Origin of the sequence: Streptomyces kronopolitis, from assembly GCF_014646275.1 — a bacterium.
GTDB lineage: Bacteria > Actinomycetota > Actinomycetes > Streptomycetales > Streptomycetaceae > Streptomyces > Streptomyces kronopolitis.
The window spans coordinates 1-18,948 of the sequence record NZ_BMND01000006.1; the positions used below are offsets into that span (position 1 = coordinate 1).

The following is an 18,948-nucleotide window of genomic DNA, read 5'->3' on the forward strand; positions in this document are numbered from 1 at the left end:
TGCCGCCGGCCGGCCCTCGCGGGCGGCGCCGCGGCCTCACCGCCGGCCTGCGCCACCGTGCGCCCCGGCGCCCTCGCGGACCTGAGACAATCGATGGCATGGCTCTCGATCGGCCGCCCGCCCACCACCGCTCTCAGGGGGAATGACTCCGCCATGCAGCATCGTCCGCGTGTGCTCTCCGGCATCCAGCCCACCGCCGGCTCCTTCCACCTCGGTAACTACCTCGGTGCGGTACGCCAGTGGGTCGCCCTGCAGGAGTCCCACGACGCCTTCTACATGGTCGTCGACCTGCACGCGATCACCGTCCCGCAGGACCCGGCGGAGCTGCGCCGCAACACCCGCGTCGCCGCCGCCCAGCTGCTGGCCGCCGGCCTCGACCCGGAGCGCTGCACCCTCTTCGTCCAGAGCCATGTGCCCGAGCACGCCCAGCTCGGCTGGGTCATGAACTGCGTCACCGGCTTCGGTGAGGCCTCGCGGATGACCCAGTTCAAGGACAAGTCCGCCAAGCAGGGCGCGGACCGTACGACGGTGGGCCTGTTCACCTACCCCGTGCTGATGGTCGCCGACATCCTCCTCTACCAGGCCGACCAGGTCCCGGTCGGCGAGGACCAGCGCCAGCACCTGGAGCTGACCCGCGACCTCGCGGACCGCTTCAACACCCGCTACGGCGACACCTTCACGATCCCCAACCCGTACATCGTCAAGGAGACGGCGAAGATCTTCGATCTTCAGGACCCGTCGATCAAGATGAGCAAGTCCGCCTCCTCGCCCAAGGGCATCGTCGACCTCCTCGACGACCCCAAGGTCACCGCGAAGAAGGTCAAGAGCGCGGTGACCGACACCGACACGGTCATCCGCTTCGACCGCGAGGCCAAGCCGGGCGTCAGCAACCTCCTGACGATCCTCTCCACCCTCACCGGCACCTCCGTGCCGGACCTGGAGCGGTCCTACGAGGGCAAGATGTACGGCGCGCTCAAGACGGATCTGGCCGAGGTGATGGTCGATTTCGTCACACCGTTCCGCGACCGCACGCAGGAATACCTCGACGACCCCGAGACCCTGGACGCCATCCTGGCCAAGGGTGCGGAGAAGGCCCGTTCGGTCGCCGCCGAGACCCTCGCCACCACCTATGACCGGCTCGGACTGCTGCCGGCCAAGCACTGAGCCGACCGTCCGCGAGCCGGGCGGGCTCCGGCCGCGCGGGCCGGCCGGAGCCCCGTGAACCCACCCCCGCGGGCACCGGAGCCCGCTTGTCACAGGAGCCGGGGACGCTCCCCGGGAAGGCCGCGCACCCGGCACACTGAGAGGGTGCGCGAGCGCGCCGCACACCCGCCAGGAGGGAGAACGCAGTGGGGACCGTAACGCTGGGCGTTTCGATCGCGGTCCCGGAGCCCTACGGCAGCTTCCTCCAGAGGCAGCGCGAGGGCTTCGGGGACTCCGCCGCACCGGGAATCCCCACGCACATCACCCTCCTCCCGCCGACCCAGGCCGCCGCCGAGGCGCTGCCCGGCATCGAACGCCACCTCGCCGAGGTCGCGGCCGGCTTCCGCCCCTTCCCGCTCCGCCTGGAGGGCACCGGCACCTTCCGCCCGCTCTCCCCGGTCGTCTACGTCAAGGTCGCCGAGGGCGAGGCGGGCTGCACCGCGCTGCAGGCCCGCATCCGCGCCGCCTCCGGCCCGTGCGCCCGCGAGCTGCAGTTCCCCTACCACCCGCACGTCACCATCGCCCACGGCATCGCCGACGAGGCCATGGACCGCGCCCAGAGCGGCCTCGCGGACTTCTCCGCGACCTGGACCATCGGCGGCTTCGCGCTCTACGAGCAGGGCGCGGACGCGGTGTGGCGCCTGGAGCGGGAGTTCCCCTTCCCGCCGCAGACGGCCGGGGTGCCGCGCCAGGCCGCCGATCTCTCCCGGCCGCCCGCGCCGTCCTGCTGACGCCCGCGCTCAGCGCGTCAGCCGGCGGAACACCGCCCGCGGCAGCAGCCGCACCACCGCCATCACCCAGCGCAGCACGCCCGGCACCCACACCAGTTCGGCGCGGCGCCGCAGCCCGTTCTCGATCGCCTCGGCGACCGCCTCCGGGCTGGTCGCCAGCGGCGCGGCGGGCAGCCCCGCGGTCATCTTGGTGCGGACGAAGCCGGGCCGGACGACCATGACATGGACCCCGGTGCCGTGCAGGGCGTCCCCCAGCCCCTGGGCGAAGGTGTCCAGACCGGCCTTGCTCGACCCGTAGAGGTAGTCCGAGCGGCGGGCGCGCTCGCCGGCCACCGCGGACAGCACCACCAGCGAGCCGTGGCCCTGCCGGCGCAGCGCCTGGCCGCAGAGCAGCGCGGCGGAGACGGCGCCGGTGTAGTTGGTCTGGGCCACCCGGAGCGCCTGGGCCGCGGTCTGCTCGTCGCGCCGCTGATCGCCGCGGACGCCGAAGGCCAGCAGCACCATGTCGAGATCGCCCTCGGCGAAGATCTTGCCGAGGGTCTCCTCGTGGCGGCCGGTGTCCAGCGCGTCGAAGGGCACCGTGCGGACCTGGGTGCCCAGCGCGCGCAGCCGGTCGGCGGACTCCTCCAGCGCCGGGGTCGGGCGGCCGGCCAGCCAGACCGTGCGGGTGCGGTGGACGGCGAAGCGGGCCGCGGTGGCCAGGGCGATGTCGGAGGTGCCGCCGAGGACGAGCAGGGACTGCGGAAGGCCGGAGGCGTCTTTCACGGGCGGGTTCCTTTACGGGCCGAGGCGGCGGGGTACCGGCCGGGTGGCGGGCGCCGGGCGGGTCCGGGGGCGGGATCCGCTGCGGGACAGGACAGCACGGCAGCGACACCGGTGCCGGGTATCTGCGGTTTCGCGGCGATCCGCCGCCCGCCCCGGCCGGACGGGCGGTGCCGCGATCGGGGCCCGCCGGGACGTAGCGTCACGGCACTTCCGGGGTACCCGGAGGCTAGGGTCTGTCGTTCGGATCAGGCCGGACCCCGCGAGCCCGGCCTGATCCGAACGACAGGCCCTGGTGTTCCGGCCGGCCGGGGCACCGGCCGGAAGATCCAGCCCGGGCCGGCGGGCGCAGGGGCACGAGGGGACCGCCATGGACTGGTTGCGCACACTGCCGATGATCGGCCCGGTCATCGACCGCCTGATGACCACTCACCTCTGGCACGCCTGGACGCGGATGCTCCGGGTGCACTGGACCCGGCTCGCCGCCGCGATCACCTTCACCAGCTTCGTCGCGCTGTTCCCGCTGCTCACCGTCGCCGCCGCGATCGGCGCCGCCCTGCTCAGCGACGGCCAGCTGCACACCCTCGAAGGCAGGCTCGCCGCACAGCTACCCGGCCTCGCCGACCGGCTCGACATCGCCGGACTCGTCGCCAACGCCACCACCATCGGCCTGGTCGCCGGTGCCGCGCTGCTGCTCACCGGCATCGGCTGGGTCGACTCGCTGCGCGACTGCCTGCGCGCCGTCTGGGAGAAGCCCGACGAGCAGACCAACTTCTTCCTCGGCAAGCTCCGGGACGGCGCGCTGCTGCTCGGGGTCGGCGGCGTGGCCGTGCTCTCCCTCGCCTGCTCCACCTTCGCGACCGCCGCGGTGGGCAAGGTGGCCGAGGTGATCGGCCTGCCGGAGGGCGGGGTCGGCAGCATCCTGCTCTCGGCCGCCGGCTTCGTCATCGCCGTCCTCGCCGACTTCCTGCTGCTGGCCTACATACTGACCAGGCTCGCCGGCGTCCATCCGCCCAGGCGCTCCGTCGTCGTCGCCGGACTCCTCGGCGCGATCGGCTTCGAGGTGCTCAAGCTGCTGCTCAGCGGCTATCTCCAGGGCGTCGCCGCGCGCAGCATGTACGGCGCCTTCGGCACCCCGATCGCGCTGCTGCTGTGGATCAACTTCACCGCGAAGCTGCTGGTGTACTGCGCCTCCTGGACGGCCACCGAGGCGGCGAGGCACACGGTGGGCGAGGAACTCAAGGTGCCGGAGGGGCCGGACGGGCCCCCGGGGCGCGAACGCCCGGACGGGCCGGAGCCGGAGGACGAGCAGGGCCCCCGGGCGGCCTGACCCGTCCCGGGATCCCGTCACCCGGCCCGGCGCCCGTTCACCTGCGGGGCCGGCGCCCCCGGGTCCCGTCCGGCAGCGGACGGCGGCGGTGCACGAGGAACGCCACCGCGCCCACCAGCGCCAGGGCCCCGCCGGCGATGCCCACCGCGGTCCAGGCGCCGCCCGTCCCGTCGGAGGTGTTCAGCGCGGCCTGGGTGCTGTTGTCCGCACCCTTCTTCTTGTCCTTGGGGCCCACGGCGCCCGTGCCGTCGTCCTCGCTGCGGGGGCCGACCAGCCGGCCGACCGGCTCCACCTTGTCGGCCGCCGCGAAGCCCCAGTCGAGCAGCTTGGCGGCCTCCCGGTAGCCCTCGTTGTGCTCGCGCTTCTCCGGGTGCATGACCGTGACGAGCAGCTTGCGGTCACCCCGCTGGGCGACGCCCGTGAAGGTGGATCCCGCGTTGGTCGTGGAGCCGTTCTTCACCCCCGCGATGCCCGGGTACGGCTTGATGTCGAAGTCGCCGCTGAGCAGCCGGTTGGTGTTCTGGATGCCGAACGAGGCCCGCTTGCCGTTCTTCCCCTTGTCGCCGGGGAACTGCGCGCTGGCCGTCGAGCAGTACTCGCGGAAATCGGCGTTCTGCAGACCCGCCCGGGCGAACAGGCTCAGGTCGTACGCGCTGGAGACCTGGCCCGGCGCGTCATAGCCGTCCGGCGTCACCACGTGCGTGTCGGTGGCGTTCAGCTCCTTCGCCCGCTGCTGCATCTGCGCGACGGTGGTCTTCGTCCCGCCGTTCATCGCCGACAGGGTGTGCACCGCGTCGTTGCCGGACCGCAGGAAGACGCCCAGCCACAGGTCGTGGACCGTGTAGCTCAGGTTCTCCTTTATCCCCACCAGGCTGCTGCCGACGCCCATGCCCGCCAGGTCGGCCGGCTTGACCGTGTGCTTCTCGTCCTTGGGGAACTTCGGCAGCACCGTGTCGGCGAACAGCATCTTCAGCGTGCTGGCCGGCGCGAGCCGCCAGTGCGGGTTCTTGGCGGCCAGCACCTTGCCGGTCTCCGCGTCGGAGACGATCCAGGAGCGGGCCGTCAGGGTGTCCGGCCCCGGCAGCCCGGGGGCACCGGGCTTCGGCGCCACCTGGACGCCGGCCGTCCCCATCCGGTCCCCGCCGATCTTCGACATCTTCGCCGGCGGCGCGGGCACCTTCGGATCCGCGTACGCGGTGCCGGCCAGCAGCGGCGAGGCCACCAGCCCGGAGACGGCCAGCGCGGCGGCGGTACGCAGGGGGAAGCCGCGACGCGCCGTGCGCCCCGTCCCGCCGGACGCAGCGGCCGAAGGAGGCAGGGCGGTGGGGGCGGTGGAAGCCGTGGAAGCAGAGAAGGTCATCGGCACGTCGGTGAACGTACCCGGCTTTGCCCGCGACGCGGACAGCGCCCCACGGAAGAGTGCCCCTGCCGACCGCCGGATGGAGCCGCTGCCCATACTGGGATCTATGAAGCTCTCTCGCCCCGTGTCCTGGTTCCTGCTCGCCTTCGGGGTGTGGAGCTGGTTCATCTGGATCACTTTCGTCAAAAACCTCTGGCAGGACGGGAGCGGTCTCGCCTTCGACGACGCGGGTGACCCGACCGCCTACTTCTGGGTCCATCTGCTGCTCGCGGTGGTGTCCTTTCTCTTGGGGACGGTGATTGGAGTGATCGGGTTCCGCGGAGTCCGCGCGCTGCGCCGCGAGACCCCCGACCACGCCGCTGACCAGCCCGTCCCCCCTTCCCCCTCCACCTCCTGAGCCACCGCGACGGGAGCCGCCGTGATCTTCGCGCTGATCGTGGTCCCGGTGCTCGGACTGTTCTTCGGCGTGCACCGCTACCTGTGGTGCCGCCTGGTCCGTGACACCACGAAACCGGGCGGCCGCCCCCGCCGCGCGGGCACCGCCGCCGCCTTCGCCCTCCCGCTGATCGCCCTCGCCGCCCTGCTCTCCGGCCGCGCCGGCGCCCCCTTCCCCGTCCAGCAGGCCCTGGCCTGGCCCGGCTACCTGTGGCTGGCCATGGTGCTCTATCTCACACTCGCCCTGCTGGCCGGCGAGGCCGTCCGCGCCCTGGGCCTGTGGTCCCTCCGCCGCCACGAACGCACGGTTCCGGCCCCTGGGGCCACCTCCGCAGCCGCGCAGGACACCCCCTCACCACCCACCACCGCTTCTGCGCAGAGCACCCCGTCACCACCCGCCACCGCAGCCGCACAGGGCACCCCCTCCACTTCTCCCACCCTCCTCCCGCCCGGCACGCCCGCCCTGCCGCCGGTTCCGACCCCGCCGCGCCGGCTCTTCCTCGCCCGGGCGGTCGCCGCCGGCGCCTCCCTGGCCGCCACGGCCGCCGTCGGCTACGGCACCGCGACGACCCTGCGCGGCCCGGTCGTGAAACGCGTGACGATCCCGCTGGCCAAACTGCCGCGCGCCGCCCACGGCTACCGCATCGCCGTCGTCAGCGACATCCACCTCGGCCCGATCCTCGGCCGCGCCCACACCCGCCGCGTCGTCGACGCCGTCAACAGCACCAACCCCGACCTGGTGGCCATCGTCGGCGACCTCGTCGACGGCACCGTCGCCGACCTCGGCCCCGCCGCCGAACCGCTGCGCGCCCTGCACTCCCGGCACGGCGCGTACTTCGTCACCGGCAACCACGAGTACTACGCGGGCGCCGACCAATGGGTCGACCACGTACGCGAACTGGGCATCCACCCGCTGGAGAACGCCCGCACCGAACTCTCCGGGTTCGACCTCGCCGGCGTCAACGACATCACCGGCCAGACCGAACAGGCGGGCCCGGACTACGACCGCGCCCTCAGCGGACGGGACACCTCCCGCCCGGTCGTCCTGATGGCCCATCAACCGGTCACCATCCACGACACCGTCCACTTCGGCGTGGACCTCCAGCTCTCCGGCCACACCCACGGCGGCCAGATGTGGCCCCTCACCTACCTCGCCGCCGCCACCAACCCCACCGTCGCCGGCCTCCAGCGCTACGGCGACACCCAGCTCTACGTCACCCGAGGCGCCGGCGCCTGGGGCCCACCGGTCCGCCTCGGCGCCCCACCGGACATCACACTCGTCGAACTCGCCTCACTGCACGCGTGATCGCCATACTGATCAGAGAACGGTTCGGTTGCACTGGACAGGTAACAACCGGTCTACAAAGTGGGGCGCCATCCTACGCTAAATCGGACAGATCATGACTTTCGATCTTGCCAATCAGGCCGCCAACTCCTTAACCTTTATTGACTTTACGCTGCCCGTCGACCCTCGCCGTGGCGGCGCCGGACGGGGCGGCGGGGCGAGTGGAACGGCGGGGGCCGACCGGGGTTGCGGGTAACGGGGAGAGTGGTCATGGGCAAGCACTTCAAGGTTGACCTGGACGAGCTGGACGGCGTCGTGCGCCAGCTTCGCCGTCTGCAGCACGACATGGATGAGACCGGCCAGAAGGTCGAGTACGGCACGAACATCCCGAAGTCGGCCTTCGGGGTCAACTTCGGCGAGGCGGACGAGGTTTCCCGTGCTCATGACCGCATGCAGGCGTATCTGAAGGACGTCGTCAAGGGGCTGCAGGACCTCACCCACAAGTTCGGCGAGAAAACAGAGGCGAGCCGCGGCGCCTACGAGGACCAGGATCACCAGACCAAGGTCTCGATGAACGGCTGATCTTGTACGGCGGCGCAGGCATGAGGGTGAGCGGGATGACGATGAAGGGGGGCCGTTGTGGTTAGCGCCATGGGGGAGCGCGAGAGCGCCCAGGCGAGCGAGAGGCAGCAGAAGGAGGAGGAGCAGCGCAAGGCGCATGAGCGGGACAACAAGCTGAAGTCGTTCCAGAACGAGCGCTTGACCCCGCACTCCCCTTCGGACTTCCATCATCACGGCATCGACGCGCTCCGGAAGATGATCGAGAACGCCAAGCCGGACACCATCGAGACCGCCGGCGATCACTGGCGTACGTCCGCCGATCTGCTCGGTGGGCAGGACGGGCACGGCGGCATCCGCAAGAAGTTCATGGACGCCGTCGATCATGCGACGGCGCACTGGGAGGGCGCGGCCGCCGACGCGTTCCGCAAGGAAGCCCTCAAGATGCTCGGCAAGATCGACAGGACGTACCGGCACGCCCGGAAGACCGAAACGTCGTTGATCGGCTCACGTGAGTCGGGCCCGCAGATCGGCCTCGCCCACAACCTTCGTCAGGCCATGACCGCCATGTCGAAGATCCACAATCCCAGCAACTGGGAGAGCTTCAAGGACGACAGCGGCGACGACACCCAGTTCCACCGGGACATGGCGAACCCGAAGATGGACGCCCGCCAGGCACTTGAGCTCAACCGGGACAAGCTGTCCCTGAGCAAGGAGCGCCAGGTCGAGGCGGTCGTGGTGATGGACGAGCTGGCGAGTCACTACACGCACCAGTCAACGGGCTGGGACGAGGACGCCGATGACGGTCTGCACGGCGACTGGCCGAAGGAGCCCTCGAACAGCCCGCACGCGCCTCCGGTGCGGATGCCCGACACGGACGACAGGCACCACCCGGACCCGTCGTCGGTCACGCCGCACAAGCCCCATGGAGCGGGCGGCGGCGCGGTTCCGCCCGGATTCGACGGTCCCAGGATCAGTCGTCCGGAACTCCCGGTCCACACCGGGCTCGACAGCGTGCAGGGCGGCACCACGGCCCCGCCGTCGGTCTCCGGAGGACACTTCGGCGGCTCGTCCGGCGGCCCGTCCGGTGGCGGGCACGGCGTGTCCGGCGGCCCGGGCGGCGTGATGTCGCCGGGCCCCTTCGGCGTGCCTGGGGGTGCCGTGGGCTCCGGTGGCGGGCGTGGCGCGTCCGCTGCCGGTGGTACGCGTGGCGGCATGCCGGGCGCGGGTGGCTCGGGCGGCGCCAAGGGCGGCAAGGCCGGTGCGGCCGGGCGCGGCGGTCCGCAGGCGCGCACCCGCGGCGGCCTGGTCGGCAAGCCGGGCGGCCCGGCGGGCGGCGCCAAGCAGGGCGGCTCGGGTCTGCACCGCAGCCGCGGCGGCAACCAGGCGGGCATGGGCGCCGCCGGTGCCAAGGGCAAGGACAAGAAGGGCAAGGAGCGCACCACCGGGCAGCGCCCCGACTACCTCGTCGAGGACGAAGAGACGTGGACGCCGCAGCGCAATGTGGCGCCCCGCGTCATCGAGTAGGACACCGCCGGCGTCATACGGCTGCTGGTAAGGAGTGGCCCCGCCCCCGAGGGTGCGGGGCCACTCCTCTGAATGGAACACTGCCGCCCGGACAGCACAGCGAGAAGGAGCAAGCATGAGGGTCACCCGAACACTGCGTGCGACGGTGGGTGCTGCGCTGACGGGCGCGCTGCTCATCACCGCGAGCGGTACCGCCTCCGCAGATCAGACGCGCAAGGATCTGTGGCCGCTGGAGGCGTTCGGGGCCCAGCAGCTCTGGAAGGAAGCCACCGGCAAGGGCGTGACGGTGGCGGTCCTCGACAGTGGTTTCCGCGAGACCCATCAGGACATGAAGGGGCAGTTCCTTCCCGGACCGGCCTTCGGCAAGGCAGCAGAGGCTGAGGCCGCGAAGAACCTCCAGGAGGGGGAGACGGACGTTCGCGAGCACGGCACCGCCATGGCGTCGATCGTCGCCGCCCACGGGCACGGTCCGGGCGGCTCCGAAGGCGTCAAGGGCCTGGCGCCCGGTGCCAAGATCCTTCCGGTCCCGGTGTACGGCAAGAGCGGTCAGGCCACCCGCTGGGCGGTGGACCACGGTGCCGACGTCCTGAGCATGTCCTACGGCGGGATGGAGGGCGGCGACCAGTGCGACTCCATCAACTACGCCCTCTCGAAGGGCGTAGTGGTCGTGGCCTCGGTGGGCAACGACGCCGCGACGGACAAGCAGTATCCGGTGGGCTGCCCCGGAGTGATCGGCGTCGGTGCGGTCGACCAGTACGGCGAGTCGGCCGACTTCAACAACTACAACTCCGATACCGACCTGCTCGCACCGGGAGTGAAGATCCCGGTCGCCGACGGCAAGAGCGACACGGGCTACCGGAACTCGCAGGGCAGCTCCCAGGCCACCGCCTACGTCTCCGCCGCGGCCGCCCTCCTCAAGGAGAAGTACCCCGACCTCACGCCCGGCCAGATCGCCAACCGTCTGGTGAAGACCGCCGGCCTGCCCAAGGACAAGCAGGGCCTCAAGCTCCCGGACTCCCACTACGGCTACGGCTTCATCCAGCCCGGCCCCGCCCTGCGCAAGGCCATCCCCGCAGGCTCCAAGGAGGGCCCGCTGCCGATGCCGAAGGGCAAGGCGTCATCGCAGCTGAACGCCGGCGCGCAGGACGCCGACCCGCCGATGGGCGGCAAAGAGACGCTGAACCGGGCCTTGCTCTACGGCGGCATCGGCGTCAGTGCCCTGGTGGTCATCGGGGCCGTCGCCGCCATCGTCCTGGCCTCCCGCCGCCGCAAGAACGCCGGTGCCCAGAACTGGGGCTGAGACGGCTGCCGCAGCCGGTTCACCGCACGGCACTCATCGCCAATCAGTGGACAGCGCAAGGGAGAGCCGGGGCATGGGGGCCGCTAGCCATGCGGACGACCCGCAGACACCGCCACCCCCTGCGGCTCCGGACGTGGCGCAGATACTGAGAGCCAATTACCTTTCTCTGGCGCTGCTGATTGCGAAGCGTCTGCTCATTGCCACTGTTCTTGTGGCAATCCCGGTAGCGGCGGATCGCTTGCTGGAGCTGGACTCACCTTTCGTGATGGTGTTCACCGTCGCAGGGGTGGGGGTGCTTGTCCTCACGGTTCACCGCCTCATCTACGGAATCCGCGTCTCCCAGTGCGCGCGCGTACTCCGCACCTATCCGCTGGAGTTCCACCCTCGGGTGCTCAAGAAGCGTGAGCGGTGGACCCAGTACGGAAATGTCTTCGAGGTCCGTGTGACGACGCGCGGGCAGCACGGGGCGCCGCTGATGCTGGCGGTCAACGCGGCCGGGCGACGGCGCTGGCCGGAGGGTGCCGAGGAGGGTGTGTGGCTCGCCGGTGATCTGCCGTTCGGCGGGGTCATGGTGGTGCGGGGAGGCAAGGGGATGTTCTTCCTGAAGCCGGCGGACTGGGACAAGACCGCGCGGAAGCGGGAGGAGGCCGGCGCCGAGCGCCTCGCGCAGGCACAACAGGCGAAGCTCACGCACAGGACGAAGCGCGCGGTGATGATGCGGCCGGGTGCCTGAGCGCTCGCCGGGTGCCTGAGTGCTCTGAGTGCCGTGGGTGATCCGGAGAAAATCACGCGACGCCACCCCCGCCGCCCCGCTAAGTTCCCCGGTCATGGACCCCGTAGGTGAAAAAGCAATACGTGCCTCCTTCGTCAATTGTTCGAAGGGGGAGGCGAGCAGGATGCATCTGCCGCCGGGGCTGGCCGGGTTGCCGTGGGGGGATCTGGACTTTCTGGGGTGGCGTGATCCGGGGGCGCCGGACCGGAGTTATCTGGTCGCGCCGCGGGGGGACGGGCTCGTCGGGGTGACGTTGCGGGTGCCGCAGGGGGTGCGGCGGAGCTTCACCAAGACGACGGTGTGTTCGGTCTGTGTGACCGGGCACCCGGGATCAGGCGTCAGCCTGCTGGCCGCGCGCCGGGCCGGTGTATTGGGGCGGCAGGGAAACACCGTCGGCACGTATCTGTGCGCCGACCTCGCCTGTTCGCTCTACGTCCGGGGGCGCAAGCGGTCCCAGCTCGCCGGCCGGCACGAGGAGACCCTGCCGCTGGAGGAGCGGATCGCCCGCACGGTGCGCAACCTGGACGCCTTCTTGGACAAGGTGCTGGAGGGCGAGGGAGAGAAGTAAGGGCGAGTAGGCCGGGGCCAGCCCCCAAGAGCCAGCCCCTAGGAGGCGGCACCCAGGAGCCGCCCCCCGGGCCCACTTCAGCCGCGACCGCCCCCTCCGCCCCCCTCCGCCCCGCCACGCATCGCCCCGCCATCCCCCCGACCGCCCTTCTCGGGCCCGCCCTCATCCGCCGCCCCCGCCGGCAGCAGGAAATCCCCCAATACCTCCGCTATTTCGCGGACCAAGGGCCGTACGACGCGGAAGCGGGAGACGGCCACGCCGCGGGCGACGAGGGGGGCGCTGCGGCGGACCAGGGCGCGGGTGCGGGTGCAGCCGGGGGAGCGGTCGTAGACCCAGTACAGGACCATGCCCATCTGCTGCATCCAGAGCAACTGCGGCAGCTGATCGGCGAGTTCCGGGGCGTACTTGCCATCCGCGCCCGCCAGGATCTGCCGGTGGAGGTCGATGGCGGCCTCCCGCGGCACCCGGGACTGCGCGGAGAACGGGCTGAGCGGACTCTCGGGGTCCGCCGCGTTCTTGAAGAACTGGGTCGCGAACCGGTGGTACGGCTCGGCCACGTCCAGCCAGGCGAGCAGGACGCCGCTGATCCGCCGGGCCAGGTCCGTCTCCTGGGCCAGCACTTCGCGGACGGCCTCGGCGTGCTGCTCGCCGATGCGGTCGTAGAAGCCCTGGACGAGGTGCTCCTTGGACGCGAAGTAGTAGTAGGCGTTGCCGACGGAGACCCCGGCCTCCTGGGCGATGGCCCGCATGGTCGTCTTGTCGTAGCCGCGGTCCTGGAAGAGGCGCAGGGCCGTCTCCAGGATCGCCGTCCGGGTCCGCTCGCTCTTGGTGCCCGACGCCGGGCGGCGCGGCGGGCCGGCCCCCTCGGCCGCGCCCTCCGCGCCTGTCGCGTCCGTTGTCGCTTCGTCCACGCCACGACCCTAGCCGGAGCCCGTCGTGCACCCGCCGAGGCCCTCGGGGTTCTCGGGGTCGTCGGGGTCCTCGTACGGGTCCCGGGTCCTGGCCCGGTAGCGCGCGGCGGCCAGGACGGCCGCGCGGGCCAGCGGGGCGCCCGCCGGGCCGGTGAACCGGTGGGCCATGGGCCGGTATTCGGCCAGCGCCCACAGGCACACCACCCAGGCCGCGTGTCCGGCGTAGACCTGCCCGCCGTCCCCGATCACGGTGATCTCCCGCAGGGTGGCCTCGTGGTCGAGGGCGGGGAAGCGGGCGCGGGTCCCGGCGGTGCCCACCGGCAGCATCTCCAGGGGGATCAGCTGCCGCTGCCGGACCAGCCAGTCGTGGACCCGGGTGCACAGCGGGCAGTCGGGGTCGTAGAGCACGGTCAGCCGGCGGACCGGGACGGTGGCGCCGCCCCGGTCCGCCAGGTGTCCGGCCACCTCGCTCACACCCCCGTCGCGGGCGAGGTCTCGGTCCAGCCCTGCGGCGCGATCGGCGGCACCTGCTCGCGCTCCATGGCCCCGCGCCGGCGGATCTTGTTCAGCACGAAGACGTTGGCGAGGTGCAGCACCCCGAGCACCAGCAGGACGACGCCGAGCTTGTACGACAGCGCCTCGACGAGCCGGCGGGTGTCGGCGACGGCGTCCGCGGCCTTCAGATACAGCGCCACGAACCCGAGGTTGACCAGGTAGAAGCCCACCACCAGCAGGTGGTTGACGGCCTCGGCGAGCTGTTCGTTGCCCTTCAGCACATCGGCCAGGAAGACCCGTCCGTTGCGGCTCAGAGTGCGGGCGACCCAGACGGTGAGTCCCACGCTGATGACCAGGTACGTGACGTACGCGGTGACGGTGAGGTCCATGCCCCATCCCCCTTTGAACGTGTTCAAAAAGTAGGTTCAGCAGGAACTGTAGACCTGTTTTTGAACACGTTCAAGCGGTGGCGAGGCGGGCGTGGGTCACAGCTGTCCCGGGGCCGACTCCGTGGCGAGGGCGCCGAGTTGGCTCGGCGGCCCGGAAGCTACCCGCTGGTTCCGGTTGCGGGGGCCCGGCCGGTCGGCAGATCCTCGTCCCGGTGTCGTCCGGGGAGTGGTGGCGCCGTCCGGGACGCGGGGCAGAAGCAGGGGGACATGTGCTCAGGGTGCATTTCACGGCGCAGGATCTGGCGCGTACGAGCCTGGCCCACGGGGCCGACCCGCTGTGGGAGACCGTGCTGAGCCTGCACAGCCTGCGGCTGCGGCGGCCCGAACCGGCGCTGGCGGCCTGGCGACGGCACGCCGTGCGGCACGGGCCGGGGCCGCTGCGGACGCTGTTCGCACTCGTCCCGCCCTACGGCTACTTCCCCGACTTCCTCACCCCGTCCGCGTCCCGCTACGGCGTCGAGCCCGGGCTGGAGGCCGTGATGAGCACCCCGCGGCAGCGGCTGCGGACCGAGCTGACGCGGCTGTCGGGGCACCGGGCGCTGCCGGGATGGGCCCGCGGCATCGGCGAGGGGGAGCCGGCCGCGCTGCGCCGGCTCGCGCGCGGCCTGCGGACCTACCACCATCTCGCCCTGGCGCCGGCCTGGTCGCGGATCGCCCAACGCGTCGGCGGGGACCGGGAGATGCGCCGGCACGCCCTGGCCGGGTCCGGGGCGGAGGCGATGCTGGAGACGTTCGGCCCGCTGATGCGGTGGCGCGCTCCGGTGCTGGAGGTCGACTACCCGGTGGAGCGGGAGCTGCGTCTCCAGGGGCGGGGCCTGGTCCTCGTCCCCTCGTACTTCTCGTGCGGCCACCCGCTGACGCTGGTGGACGACGCGCTGCCGCCGGTGCTCGTGTACCCGGCGCGGGAGCCGGAGCCGGACGGGCAGGCCGAAGGGCCCCGCCCCCGGTGGTACGGAGGCGAGGCCCTTCGGGAGGTACCGGCGCTGTTCGGCGGCCGGGGCGGGGCCCGGAGCGCCGCCGGCGTCAGAAGCGGCGGGTGATCAGCGCGCGCTTGACTTCCTGGATGGCCTTGGTGACCTCGATACCGCGCGGGCAGGCGTCCGTGCAGTTGAAGGTCGTCCGGCAGCGCCAGACGCCGTCCTTGTCGTTGAGGATCTCCAGGCGCTGCTCGCCGCCCTCGTCGCGCGAGTCGAAGATGAAGCGGTGCGCGTTGACGATCGCCGCCGGGCCGAAGTACTGGCCGTCGTTCCAGAACACCGGGCAGGAGCTGGTGCAGGCGGCGCACAGGATGCACTTCGTCGTGTCGTCGAAGCGCTCGCGGTCCTCGGCGGACTGCCGGCGCTCACGGGTCGGCTCGTTGCCGGTCGTGATGAGGAAGGGCATCACATCGCGGTAGGCCTGGAAGAAGGGCTCCATGTCGACGACAAGGTCCTTCATCACGGTGAGGCCCTTGATGGCCTCGACCGTGATCGGCTTCTCCGGGTTGATGTCCTTGATCAGCGTCTTGCAGGCGAGGCGGTTGCGGCCGTTGATGCGCATGGCGTCCGAGCCGCAGATGCCGTGGGCGCAGGAACGCCGGAAGGTCAGCGTCCCGTCCTGCTCCCACTTGATCTTGTGGAGGGCGTCCAGGACGCGCTCCTTCGGGTCGATCTCCAGCTGGAAGTCCTCCCAGCTGGCGTCCTCCGAGACCTCCGGGTTGAACCGGCGGATCCGGAAGGTGACCGTGACCAGATGCGCGGCACCGTCCTCGGCCGCGTCCAGCGCGGCGGAGTGCTTGTCGAGAGTCGGGGTGCTCATCAGTACTTACGCTCCATCGGCTGGTAGCGGGTCTGCACGACCGGCTTGTAGTCGAGGCGGATCGACTCTGCGCCGTCTGCGCCCACCTCGCGGTACGCCATGGTGTGCCGCATGAAGTTGACGTCGTCGCGGTTGGGGAAGTCCTCGCGGTAGTGACCGCCGCGGGACTCCTTGCGGGCCAGCGCGGACACCGCCATGACCTCGGCCAGGTCGAGGAGGTTGCCCAGCTCGATGGCCTCCAGCAGGTCGGTGTTGAACCGCTTGCCCTTGTCCTGGACGGACACGTTCAGGTAGCGCTCGCGCAGCTCGCCGATCTTCTCGACCGCGGTCTTGATCGTCTGCTCGGTGCGGAACACCATCACGTTGGCGTCCATGCACTCCTGGAGCTCCTTGCGGATCTCGGTGACCCGCTCGCTGCCCGAGGAGTTGCGCAGCCGCTCGACCTGGTCGATGACCTGCTGCGCCGGGTTCTCGGGCAGCTCGACGAACTCGGCGGTGGCCGAGTACTCCGCCGCCGCGATGCCGGCCCGGCGCCCGAAGACGTTGATGTCCAGCAGCGAGTTGGTGCCCAGGCGGTTGGCGCCGTGCACGGAGACACAGGCCACCTCGCCGGCCGCGTACAGGCCCGGCACGACGGTGGTGTTGTCCGCCAGGACCTCACCCTCGACGTTGGTGGGGATGCCGCCCATGGCGTAGTGCGCGGTCGGCTGGATCGGGATCGGGTCCGTGTAGGGCTCGATGCCGAGGTAGGTCCGCGCGAACTCGGTGATGTCCGGGAGCTTGGCGTCCAGCTGCTCGGGCGGCAGGTGGGTCAGGTCCAGGTAGACGTGGTCGCCGTCGGGACCGCAGCCGCGGCCCTCGCGGATCTCCGTGTAGATGGAGCGCGAGACGACGTCACGCGAGGCGAGGTCCTTCATGACGGGCGCGTACTTCTCCATGAAGCGCTCGCCGTCCTTGTTGCGGAGGATGCCGCCCTCACCACGGGCGCCCTCCGTCAGCAGGATGCCCATGCGCCAGATGCCCGTCGGGTGGAACTGGAAGAACTCCATGTCCTCCAGCGGCAGCCCGCGGCGGTAGGCGGCGGCCTGGCCGTCACCGGTCAGGGTGTGCGCGTTGGAGGTCACCTTGAAGAACTTGCCGGTGCCGCCGGAAGCGAAGATGATCGACTTCGCCTGGAAGACGTGGATCTCGCCGGTGGCCAGCTCGTACGCGACGACGCCCGCGGACTTCTTGACGCCGTCGACGTCCTGGAGCAGCAGGTCGAGCACGTAGAACTCGTTGAAGAACTCCACGCCCTCCTTGACGCAGTTCTGGTACAGCGTCTGGAGGATCATGTGGCCGGTGCGGTCCGAGGCGTAGCAGGACCGGCGGACCGGGGCCTCACCGTGGTTGCGGGAGTGACCGCCGAAGCGGCGCTGGTCGATCGTGCCGTCCGGCGTGCGGTTGAACGGCAGGCCCATCTTCTCCAGGTCGAGGACCGAGTCGATGGCCTCCTTCGCCAGGATCTCGGCGGCGTCCTGGTCGACCAGGTAGTCGCCGCCCTTGATCGTGTCGAAGGTGTGCCACTCCCAGTTGTCCTCCTCGACGTTCGCGAGGGCGGCGGCCATACCGCCCTGGGCGGCGCCGGTGTGGGAGCGGGTCGGGTAGAGCTTCGTCAGGACCGCGGTGCGGCTGCGCTTGGTCGACTCGATGGCCGCACGCATGCCCGCGCCGCCGGCGCCGACGATGACGGTGTCGTACTTGTGGATCTTCATGGTTCCAGTCAGCCCCGGCTTCAGGAGATGTTCGGGTCGAAGGTGAAGATCACCAGCGTGCCCAGAAGGACGGTGAACACCGTCGCGGTGTACAGCAGCATCTTCAGCCAGAAGCGGGTGTTGTCCCGCTGCGCGTAGTCGTTGATGACCGTACGCAGGCCGTTGGCGCCGTGCAGCATGGCCAGCCACAGCATCAGCAGGTCCCAGACCTGCCAGAACGGCGAGGCCCAGCGGCCGGCGACGAACGCGAAGCCGATCTTGGAGACGCCGCCGTCGAGCACCAGCTGGATCAGCAGGTGGCCCAGGACCAGGACGACCAGCACGATGCCGGACAGCCGCATGAACAGCCAGGCCTGCATCTCGAAGTTGCCGCGCGAAGCGCTCCCGGTCTTCTTGGTGCGCTTGCGCGGCGCCTCGATGACCGGGGCGGGGTTGTCCACGTCGTAGAGCGTGACGCCGTCGGACGCGCCCGCTGCGGTGGCCTCAGCGGAGGTGGTTTCAGCAGACATCTCGCGTCAGCTCCCGAACAGCGTGCGCAGGGTGTGCTGCAGCACGGGGTAGAAGGCACCGGCCATCAGCACGACCCAGACACCGACAACGGTCCACAGCATCTGCTTCTGGTACTTCGGGCCCTTCGACCAGAAGTCCACCGCGATGACCCGCAGGCCGTTGAGTGCGTGGAAGAGGATGGCGGCCACCAGGCCGTACTCCATCACGTTGACGATCGGCGTCTTGTATGTCGCAACGACGTTGTCGTAGGCCTCGGGGGAGACGCGTACGAGAGCGGTGTCGAGGACGTGGACGAACAGGAAGAAGAAGATGAGGACGCCGGTGACTCGATGAGCCACCCAGGACCACATGCCTTCCCGGCCGCGGTACAGCGTTCCAGCCGGCACGGAAAAACCCTCCGGGAGCGGGGATTGGGGCGCCAGCCGGCTTCTCTGTCGGTCGGGCCCGGCCGGGTACGGTCCTCCGGCCGCTCGTCATCGTATCGACGAGCTGTCGGTTCCTCGCGCGGGGGTCCTTAGGTGTGATCAAACAGGCACCCAACGGGCTACCACGCAGGCGAGAACCGGGACATTCCCGGACAGAGTCGACGACCCGCTACGTCACGGTCCCCAGCAGCCGCCACAGCCGGCCGCGGGCCAGCCGGCGCAGCTCGTCCGCGGTGACCGCCCGCTCCTCGTCCTCCTCGTTGCCCAGCCGGGTGCGGAGGGCGGACAGCACCTGGTCGAGCAGCTCCTCGTCGCGGTAGCCGTCCAGGCAGATGACGAAGACATGGCGAAAGCGCCGCTCGTATTCGGCGTGCGCGGCGCGCAGCGCGGTGTGGGCGGCGAGCGTGCCGGGGCCGCGGGCGCCGACGAGGGGCTGCGGGGAGAGCGACTCCTCGGCGAGCGCCTCGCCCAGCTCGGCCCCGTTCAGGTCGTAGCAGGCCTCGTCCGAGGCGGCGAGCAGGGACTCCACATCCGGGTACGGGCGGTGCGCGGCGACCCGCTCGGCCCAACGGCGGCTGCCGCAGCAGCGCAGGAGCAGGGCGAGGTTGTCGTCCAGGGGCAGGGCGTTGAACCGGGCGAGTCCGAGCGCCTCGGGGCGGGGGCGCGGCAGCGCGGTGCCGCGGATCCACGACGATATGCCGCCCCAGGGGGTGTGCGGCGGGGGCAGCGTCGGCGGCCGGGCGGCCGGGGTGTCACCGGACAGCGTGGGCTCCTCG

General features: G+C 71.1%; 21 protein-coding genes. 11 read left to right on the forward strand and 10 right to left on the reverse strand.

What is annotated here, in order from left to right:
• Positions 1-153 precede the first annotated feature (153 nt).
• Both trpS and IEY78_RS09295 read left to right on the forward strand, forming a co-directional pair.
• Positions 154-1,164, forward strand: coding sequence for a tryptophan--tRNA ligase (gene trpS, locus IEY78_RS09290; RefSeq protein WP_189097156.1), 1,011 nt, complete (start codon positions 154-156; stop codon positions 1,162-1,164).
• 185 nt (positions 1,165-1,349) lie between these two features.
• Entirely contained in the window at positions 1,350-1,934 is a 585-nt protein-coding gene (locus tag IEY78_RS09295) for a 2'-5' RNA ligase family protein (RefSeq protein ID WP_189097157.1), read from the forward strand.
• A gap of 9 nt (positions 1,935-1,943) precedes the next feature.
• Here the strand turns inward: IEY78_RS09295 and dprE2 are convergent, their stop codons facing one another.
• The gene (gene dprE2, locus IEY78_RS09300; RefSeq protein WP_189097158.1) at positions 1,944-2,699 is read right to left on the reverse strand and encodes a decaprenylphospho-beta-D-erythro-pentofuranosid-2-ulose 2-reductase; all 756 of its coding nucleotides are present in this window, start codon (positions 2,697-2,699) and stop codon (positions 1,944-1,946) included.
• Between the two features lie 367 nt (positions 2,700-3,066).
• Between dprE2 and IEY78_RS09305 the strand changes: the two genes are divergently transcribed.
• On the forward strand, positions 3,067-4,026 hold the full coding sequence (locus IEY78_RS09305) for a YihY/virulence factor BrkB family protein (protein ID WP_189097159.1): 960 nt from the start codon (positions 3,067-3,069) through the stop codon (positions 4,024-4,026).
• Between the two features lie 37 nt (positions 4,027-4,063).
• Here the strand turns inward: IEY78_RS09305 and IEY78_RS09310 are convergent, their stop codons facing one another.
• Entirely contained in the window at positions 4,064-5,386 is a 1,323-nt protein-coding gene (locus IEY78_RS09310) for a D-alanyl-D-alanine carboxypeptidase family protein (RefSeq protein ID WP_373294101.1), read from the reverse strand.
• A gap of 106 nt (positions 5,387-5,492) precedes the next feature.
• Here IEY78_RS09310 and IEY78_RS09315 point away from each other — a divergent pair, with 106 nt between their 5' ends.
• The 7 genes from IEY78_RS09315 to IEY78_RS09345 all read left to right on the forward strand — a co-directional run bounded on the left by IEY78_RS09315 (position 5,493) and on the right by IEY78_RS09345 (position 11,831).
• Positions 5,493-5,783 carry an SCO4848 family membrane protein gene (locus tag IEY78_RS09315; RefSeq protein ID WP_189097161.1) on the forward strand — a complete coding sequence of 97 codons (291 nt, stop codon included), beginning with the start codon at positions 5,493-5,495 and terminating at the stop codon, positions 5,781-5,783.
• A 21-nt stretch (positions 5,784-5,804) separates the two neighbouring features.
• Positions 5,805-7,127 carry a metallophosphoesterase gene (locus IEY78_RS09320; RefSeq protein WP_189097162.1) on the forward strand — a complete coding sequence of 441 codons (1,323 nt, stop codon included), beginning with the start codon at positions 5,805-5,807 and terminating at the stop codon, positions 7,125-7,127.
• 249 nt (positions 7,128-7,376) lie between these two features.
• Positions 7,377-7,688, forward strand: a complete 312-nt coding sequence (locus IEY78_RS09325) for a hypothetical protein (protein WP_189097163.1) — start codon at positions 7,377-7,379, stop codon at positions 7,686-7,688.
• 69 nt (positions 7,689-7,757) lie between these two features.
• A complete protein-coding gene (locus IEY78_RS09330) occupies positions 7,758-9,191 on the forward strand; it encodes a hypothetical protein (protein WP_189097164.1) in 1,434 nt (477 codons plus the stop codon).
• Positions 9,192-9,306: 115 nt separating this feature from the next.
• Complete coding sequence (locus IEY78_RS09335) at positions 9,307-10,491, forward strand: S8 family peptidase (RefSeq protein ID WP_189097165.1); 1,185 nt, start codon at positions 9,307-9,309, stop codon at positions 10,489-10,491.
• Positions 10,492-10,624: 133 nt separating this feature from the next.
• Entirely contained in the window at positions 10,625-11,224 is a 600-nt protein-coding gene (locus IEY78_RS09340) for a hypothetical protein (protein ID WP_189097166.1), read from the forward strand.
• Positions 11,225-11,318: 94 nt separating this feature from the next.
• Positions 11,319-11,831, forward strand: a complete 513-nt coding sequence (locus tag IEY78_RS09345; RefSeq protein ID WP_189097167.1) for an FBP domain-containing protein — start codon at positions 11,319-11,321, stop codon at positions 11,829-11,831.
• 77 nt (positions 11,832-11,908) lie between these two features.
• Here IEY78_RS09345 and IEY78_RS09350 read toward each other — a convergent pair whose 3' ends face one another.
• Genes IEY78_RS09350 through IEY78_RS09360 form a run of 3 tightly spaced genes read right to left on the reverse strand, consistent with a single transcriptional unit; the run spans position 11,909 to position 13,626 of the window.
• On the reverse strand, positions 11,909-12,742 hold the full coding sequence (locus IEY78_RS09350) for a TetR/AcrR family transcriptional regulator (RefSeq protein ID WP_189097168.1): 834 nt from the start codon (positions 12,740-12,742) through the stop codon (positions 11,909-11,911).
• A gap of 9 nt (positions 12,743-12,751) precedes the next feature.
• Positions 12,752-13,207 (reverse strand): thiol-disulfide oxidoreductase DCC family protein, encoded by a 456-nt coding sequence (locus tag IEY78_RS09355; protein WP_189097169.1) that lies wholly within the window; start codon positions 13,205-13,207, stop codon positions 12,752-12,754.
• A 5-nt stretch (positions 13,208-13,212) separates the two neighbouring features.
• Entirely contained in the window at positions 13,213-13,626 is a 414-nt protein-coding gene (locus tag IEY78_RS09360) for a hypothetical protein (RefSeq protein ID WP_189097170.1), read from the reverse strand.
• A gap of 269 nt (positions 13,627-13,895) precedes the next feature.
• Here IEY78_RS09360 and IEY78_RS09365 point away from each other — a divergent pair, with 269 nt between their 5' ends.
• Entirely contained in the window at positions 13,896-14,726 is an 831-nt protein-coding gene (locus IEY78_RS09365) for a DUF5937 family protein (RefSeq protein ID WP_229699809.1), read from the forward strand.
• Here the strand turns inward: IEY78_RS09365 and IEY78_RS09370 are convergent.
• From IEY78_RS09370 to IEY78_RS09390, 5 genes are all read right to left on the reverse strand, one after another.
• A complete protein-coding gene (locus IEY78_RS09370; RefSeq protein ID WP_189097171.1) occupies positions 14,710-15,483 on the reverse strand; it encodes a succinate dehydrogenase iron-sulfur subunit in 774 nt (257 codons plus the stop codon). The genes IEY78_RS09365 and IEY78_RS09370 overlap by 17 nt on opposite strands.
• On the reverse strand, positions 15,483-17,237 hold the full coding sequence (gene sdhA, locus IEY78_RS09375) for a succinate dehydrogenase flavoprotein subunit (RefSeq protein ID WP_189097172.1): 1,755 nt from the start codon (positions 17,235-17,237) through the stop codon (positions 15,483-15,485). The genes IEY78_RS09370 and sdhA overlap by 1 nt, the downstream gene beginning before the upstream one ends.
• 20 nt (positions 17,238-17,257) lie before the next feature.
• Positions 17,258-17,746: a succinate dehydrogenase hydrophobic membrane anchor subunit gene (locus tag IEY78_RS09380; protein WP_189097173.1), complete on the reverse strand. Its 489-nt coding sequence runs from the start codon at positions 17,744-17,746 to the stop codon at positions 17,258-17,260.
• A gap of 6 nt (positions 17,747-17,752) precedes the next feature.
• Positions 17,753-18,133: a succinate dehydrogenase, cytochrome b556 subunit gene (sdhC, locus tag IEY78_RS09385; RefSeq protein ID WP_030066793.1), complete on the reverse strand. Its 381-nt coding sequence runs from the start codon at positions 18,131-18,133 to the stop codon at positions 17,753-17,755.
• A gap of 208 nt (positions 18,134-18,341) precedes the next feature.
• Positions 18,342-18,842, reverse strand: coding sequence for a 2-oxo-4-hydroxy-4-carboxy-5-ureidoimidazoline decarboxylase (locus IEY78_RS09390; protein ID WP_189097366.1), 501 nt, complete (start codon positions 18,840-18,842; stop codon positions 18,342-18,344).
• Positions 18,843-18,948 lie beyond the last annotated feature (106 nt).

Excerpts from the sequence above, each read along its gene's own strand:
- trpS (WP_189097156.1), top strand. The coding sequence starts at position 154 with ATGCAGCATCGTCCGCGTGTGCTCTCCGGCATCCAGCCCACCGCCGGC.
- IEY78_RS09305 (WP_189097159.1), top strand. The coding sequence starts at position 3,067 with ATGGACTGGTTGCGCACACTGCCGATGATCGGCCCGGTCATCGACCGC.
- IEY78_RS09310 (WP_373294101.1), bottom strand. The coding sequence starts at position 5,386 with ATGACCTTCTCTGCTTCCACGGCTTCCACCGCCCCCACCGCCCTGCCT.
- IEY78_RS09315 (WP_189097161.1), top strand. The coding sequence starts at position 5,493 with ATGAAGCTCTCTCGCCCCGTGTCCTGGTTCCTGCTCGCCTTCGGGGTG.
- IEY78_RS09325 (WP_189097163.1), top strand. The coding sequence starts at position 7,377 with ATGGGCAAGCACTTCAAGGTTGACCTGGACGAGCTGGACGGCGTCGTG.
- IEY78_RS09330 (WP_189097164.1), top strand. The coding sequence starts at position 7,758 with ATGGGGGAGCGCGAGAGCGCCCAGGCGAGCGAGAGGCAGCAGAAGGAG.
- IEY78_RS09335 (WP_189097165.1), top strand. The coding sequence starts at position 9,307 with ATGAGGGTCACCCGAACACTGCGTGCGACGGTGGGTGCTGCGCTGACG.
- IEY78_RS09345 (WP_189097167.1), top strand. The coding sequence starts at position 11,319 with ATGGACCCCGTAGGTGAAAAAGCAATACGTGCCTCCTTCGTCAATTGT.
- IEY78_RS09360 (WP_189097170.1), bottom strand. The coding sequence starts at position 13,626 with ATGGACCTCACCGTCACCGCGTACGTCACGTACCTGGTCATCAGCGTG.
- IEY78_RS09370 (WP_189097171.1), bottom strand. The coding sequence starts at position 15,483 with ATGAGCACCCCGACTCTCGACAAGCACTCCGCCGCGCTGGACGCGGCC.
- sdhA (WP_189097172.1), bottom strand. The coding sequence starts at position 17,237 with ATGAAGATCCACAAGTACGACACCGTCATCGTCGGCGCCGGCGGCGCG.
- IEY78_RS09380 (WP_189097173.1), bottom strand. The coding sequence starts at position 17,746 with ATGTCTGCTGAAACCACCTCCGCTGAGGCCACCGCAGCGGGCGCGTCC.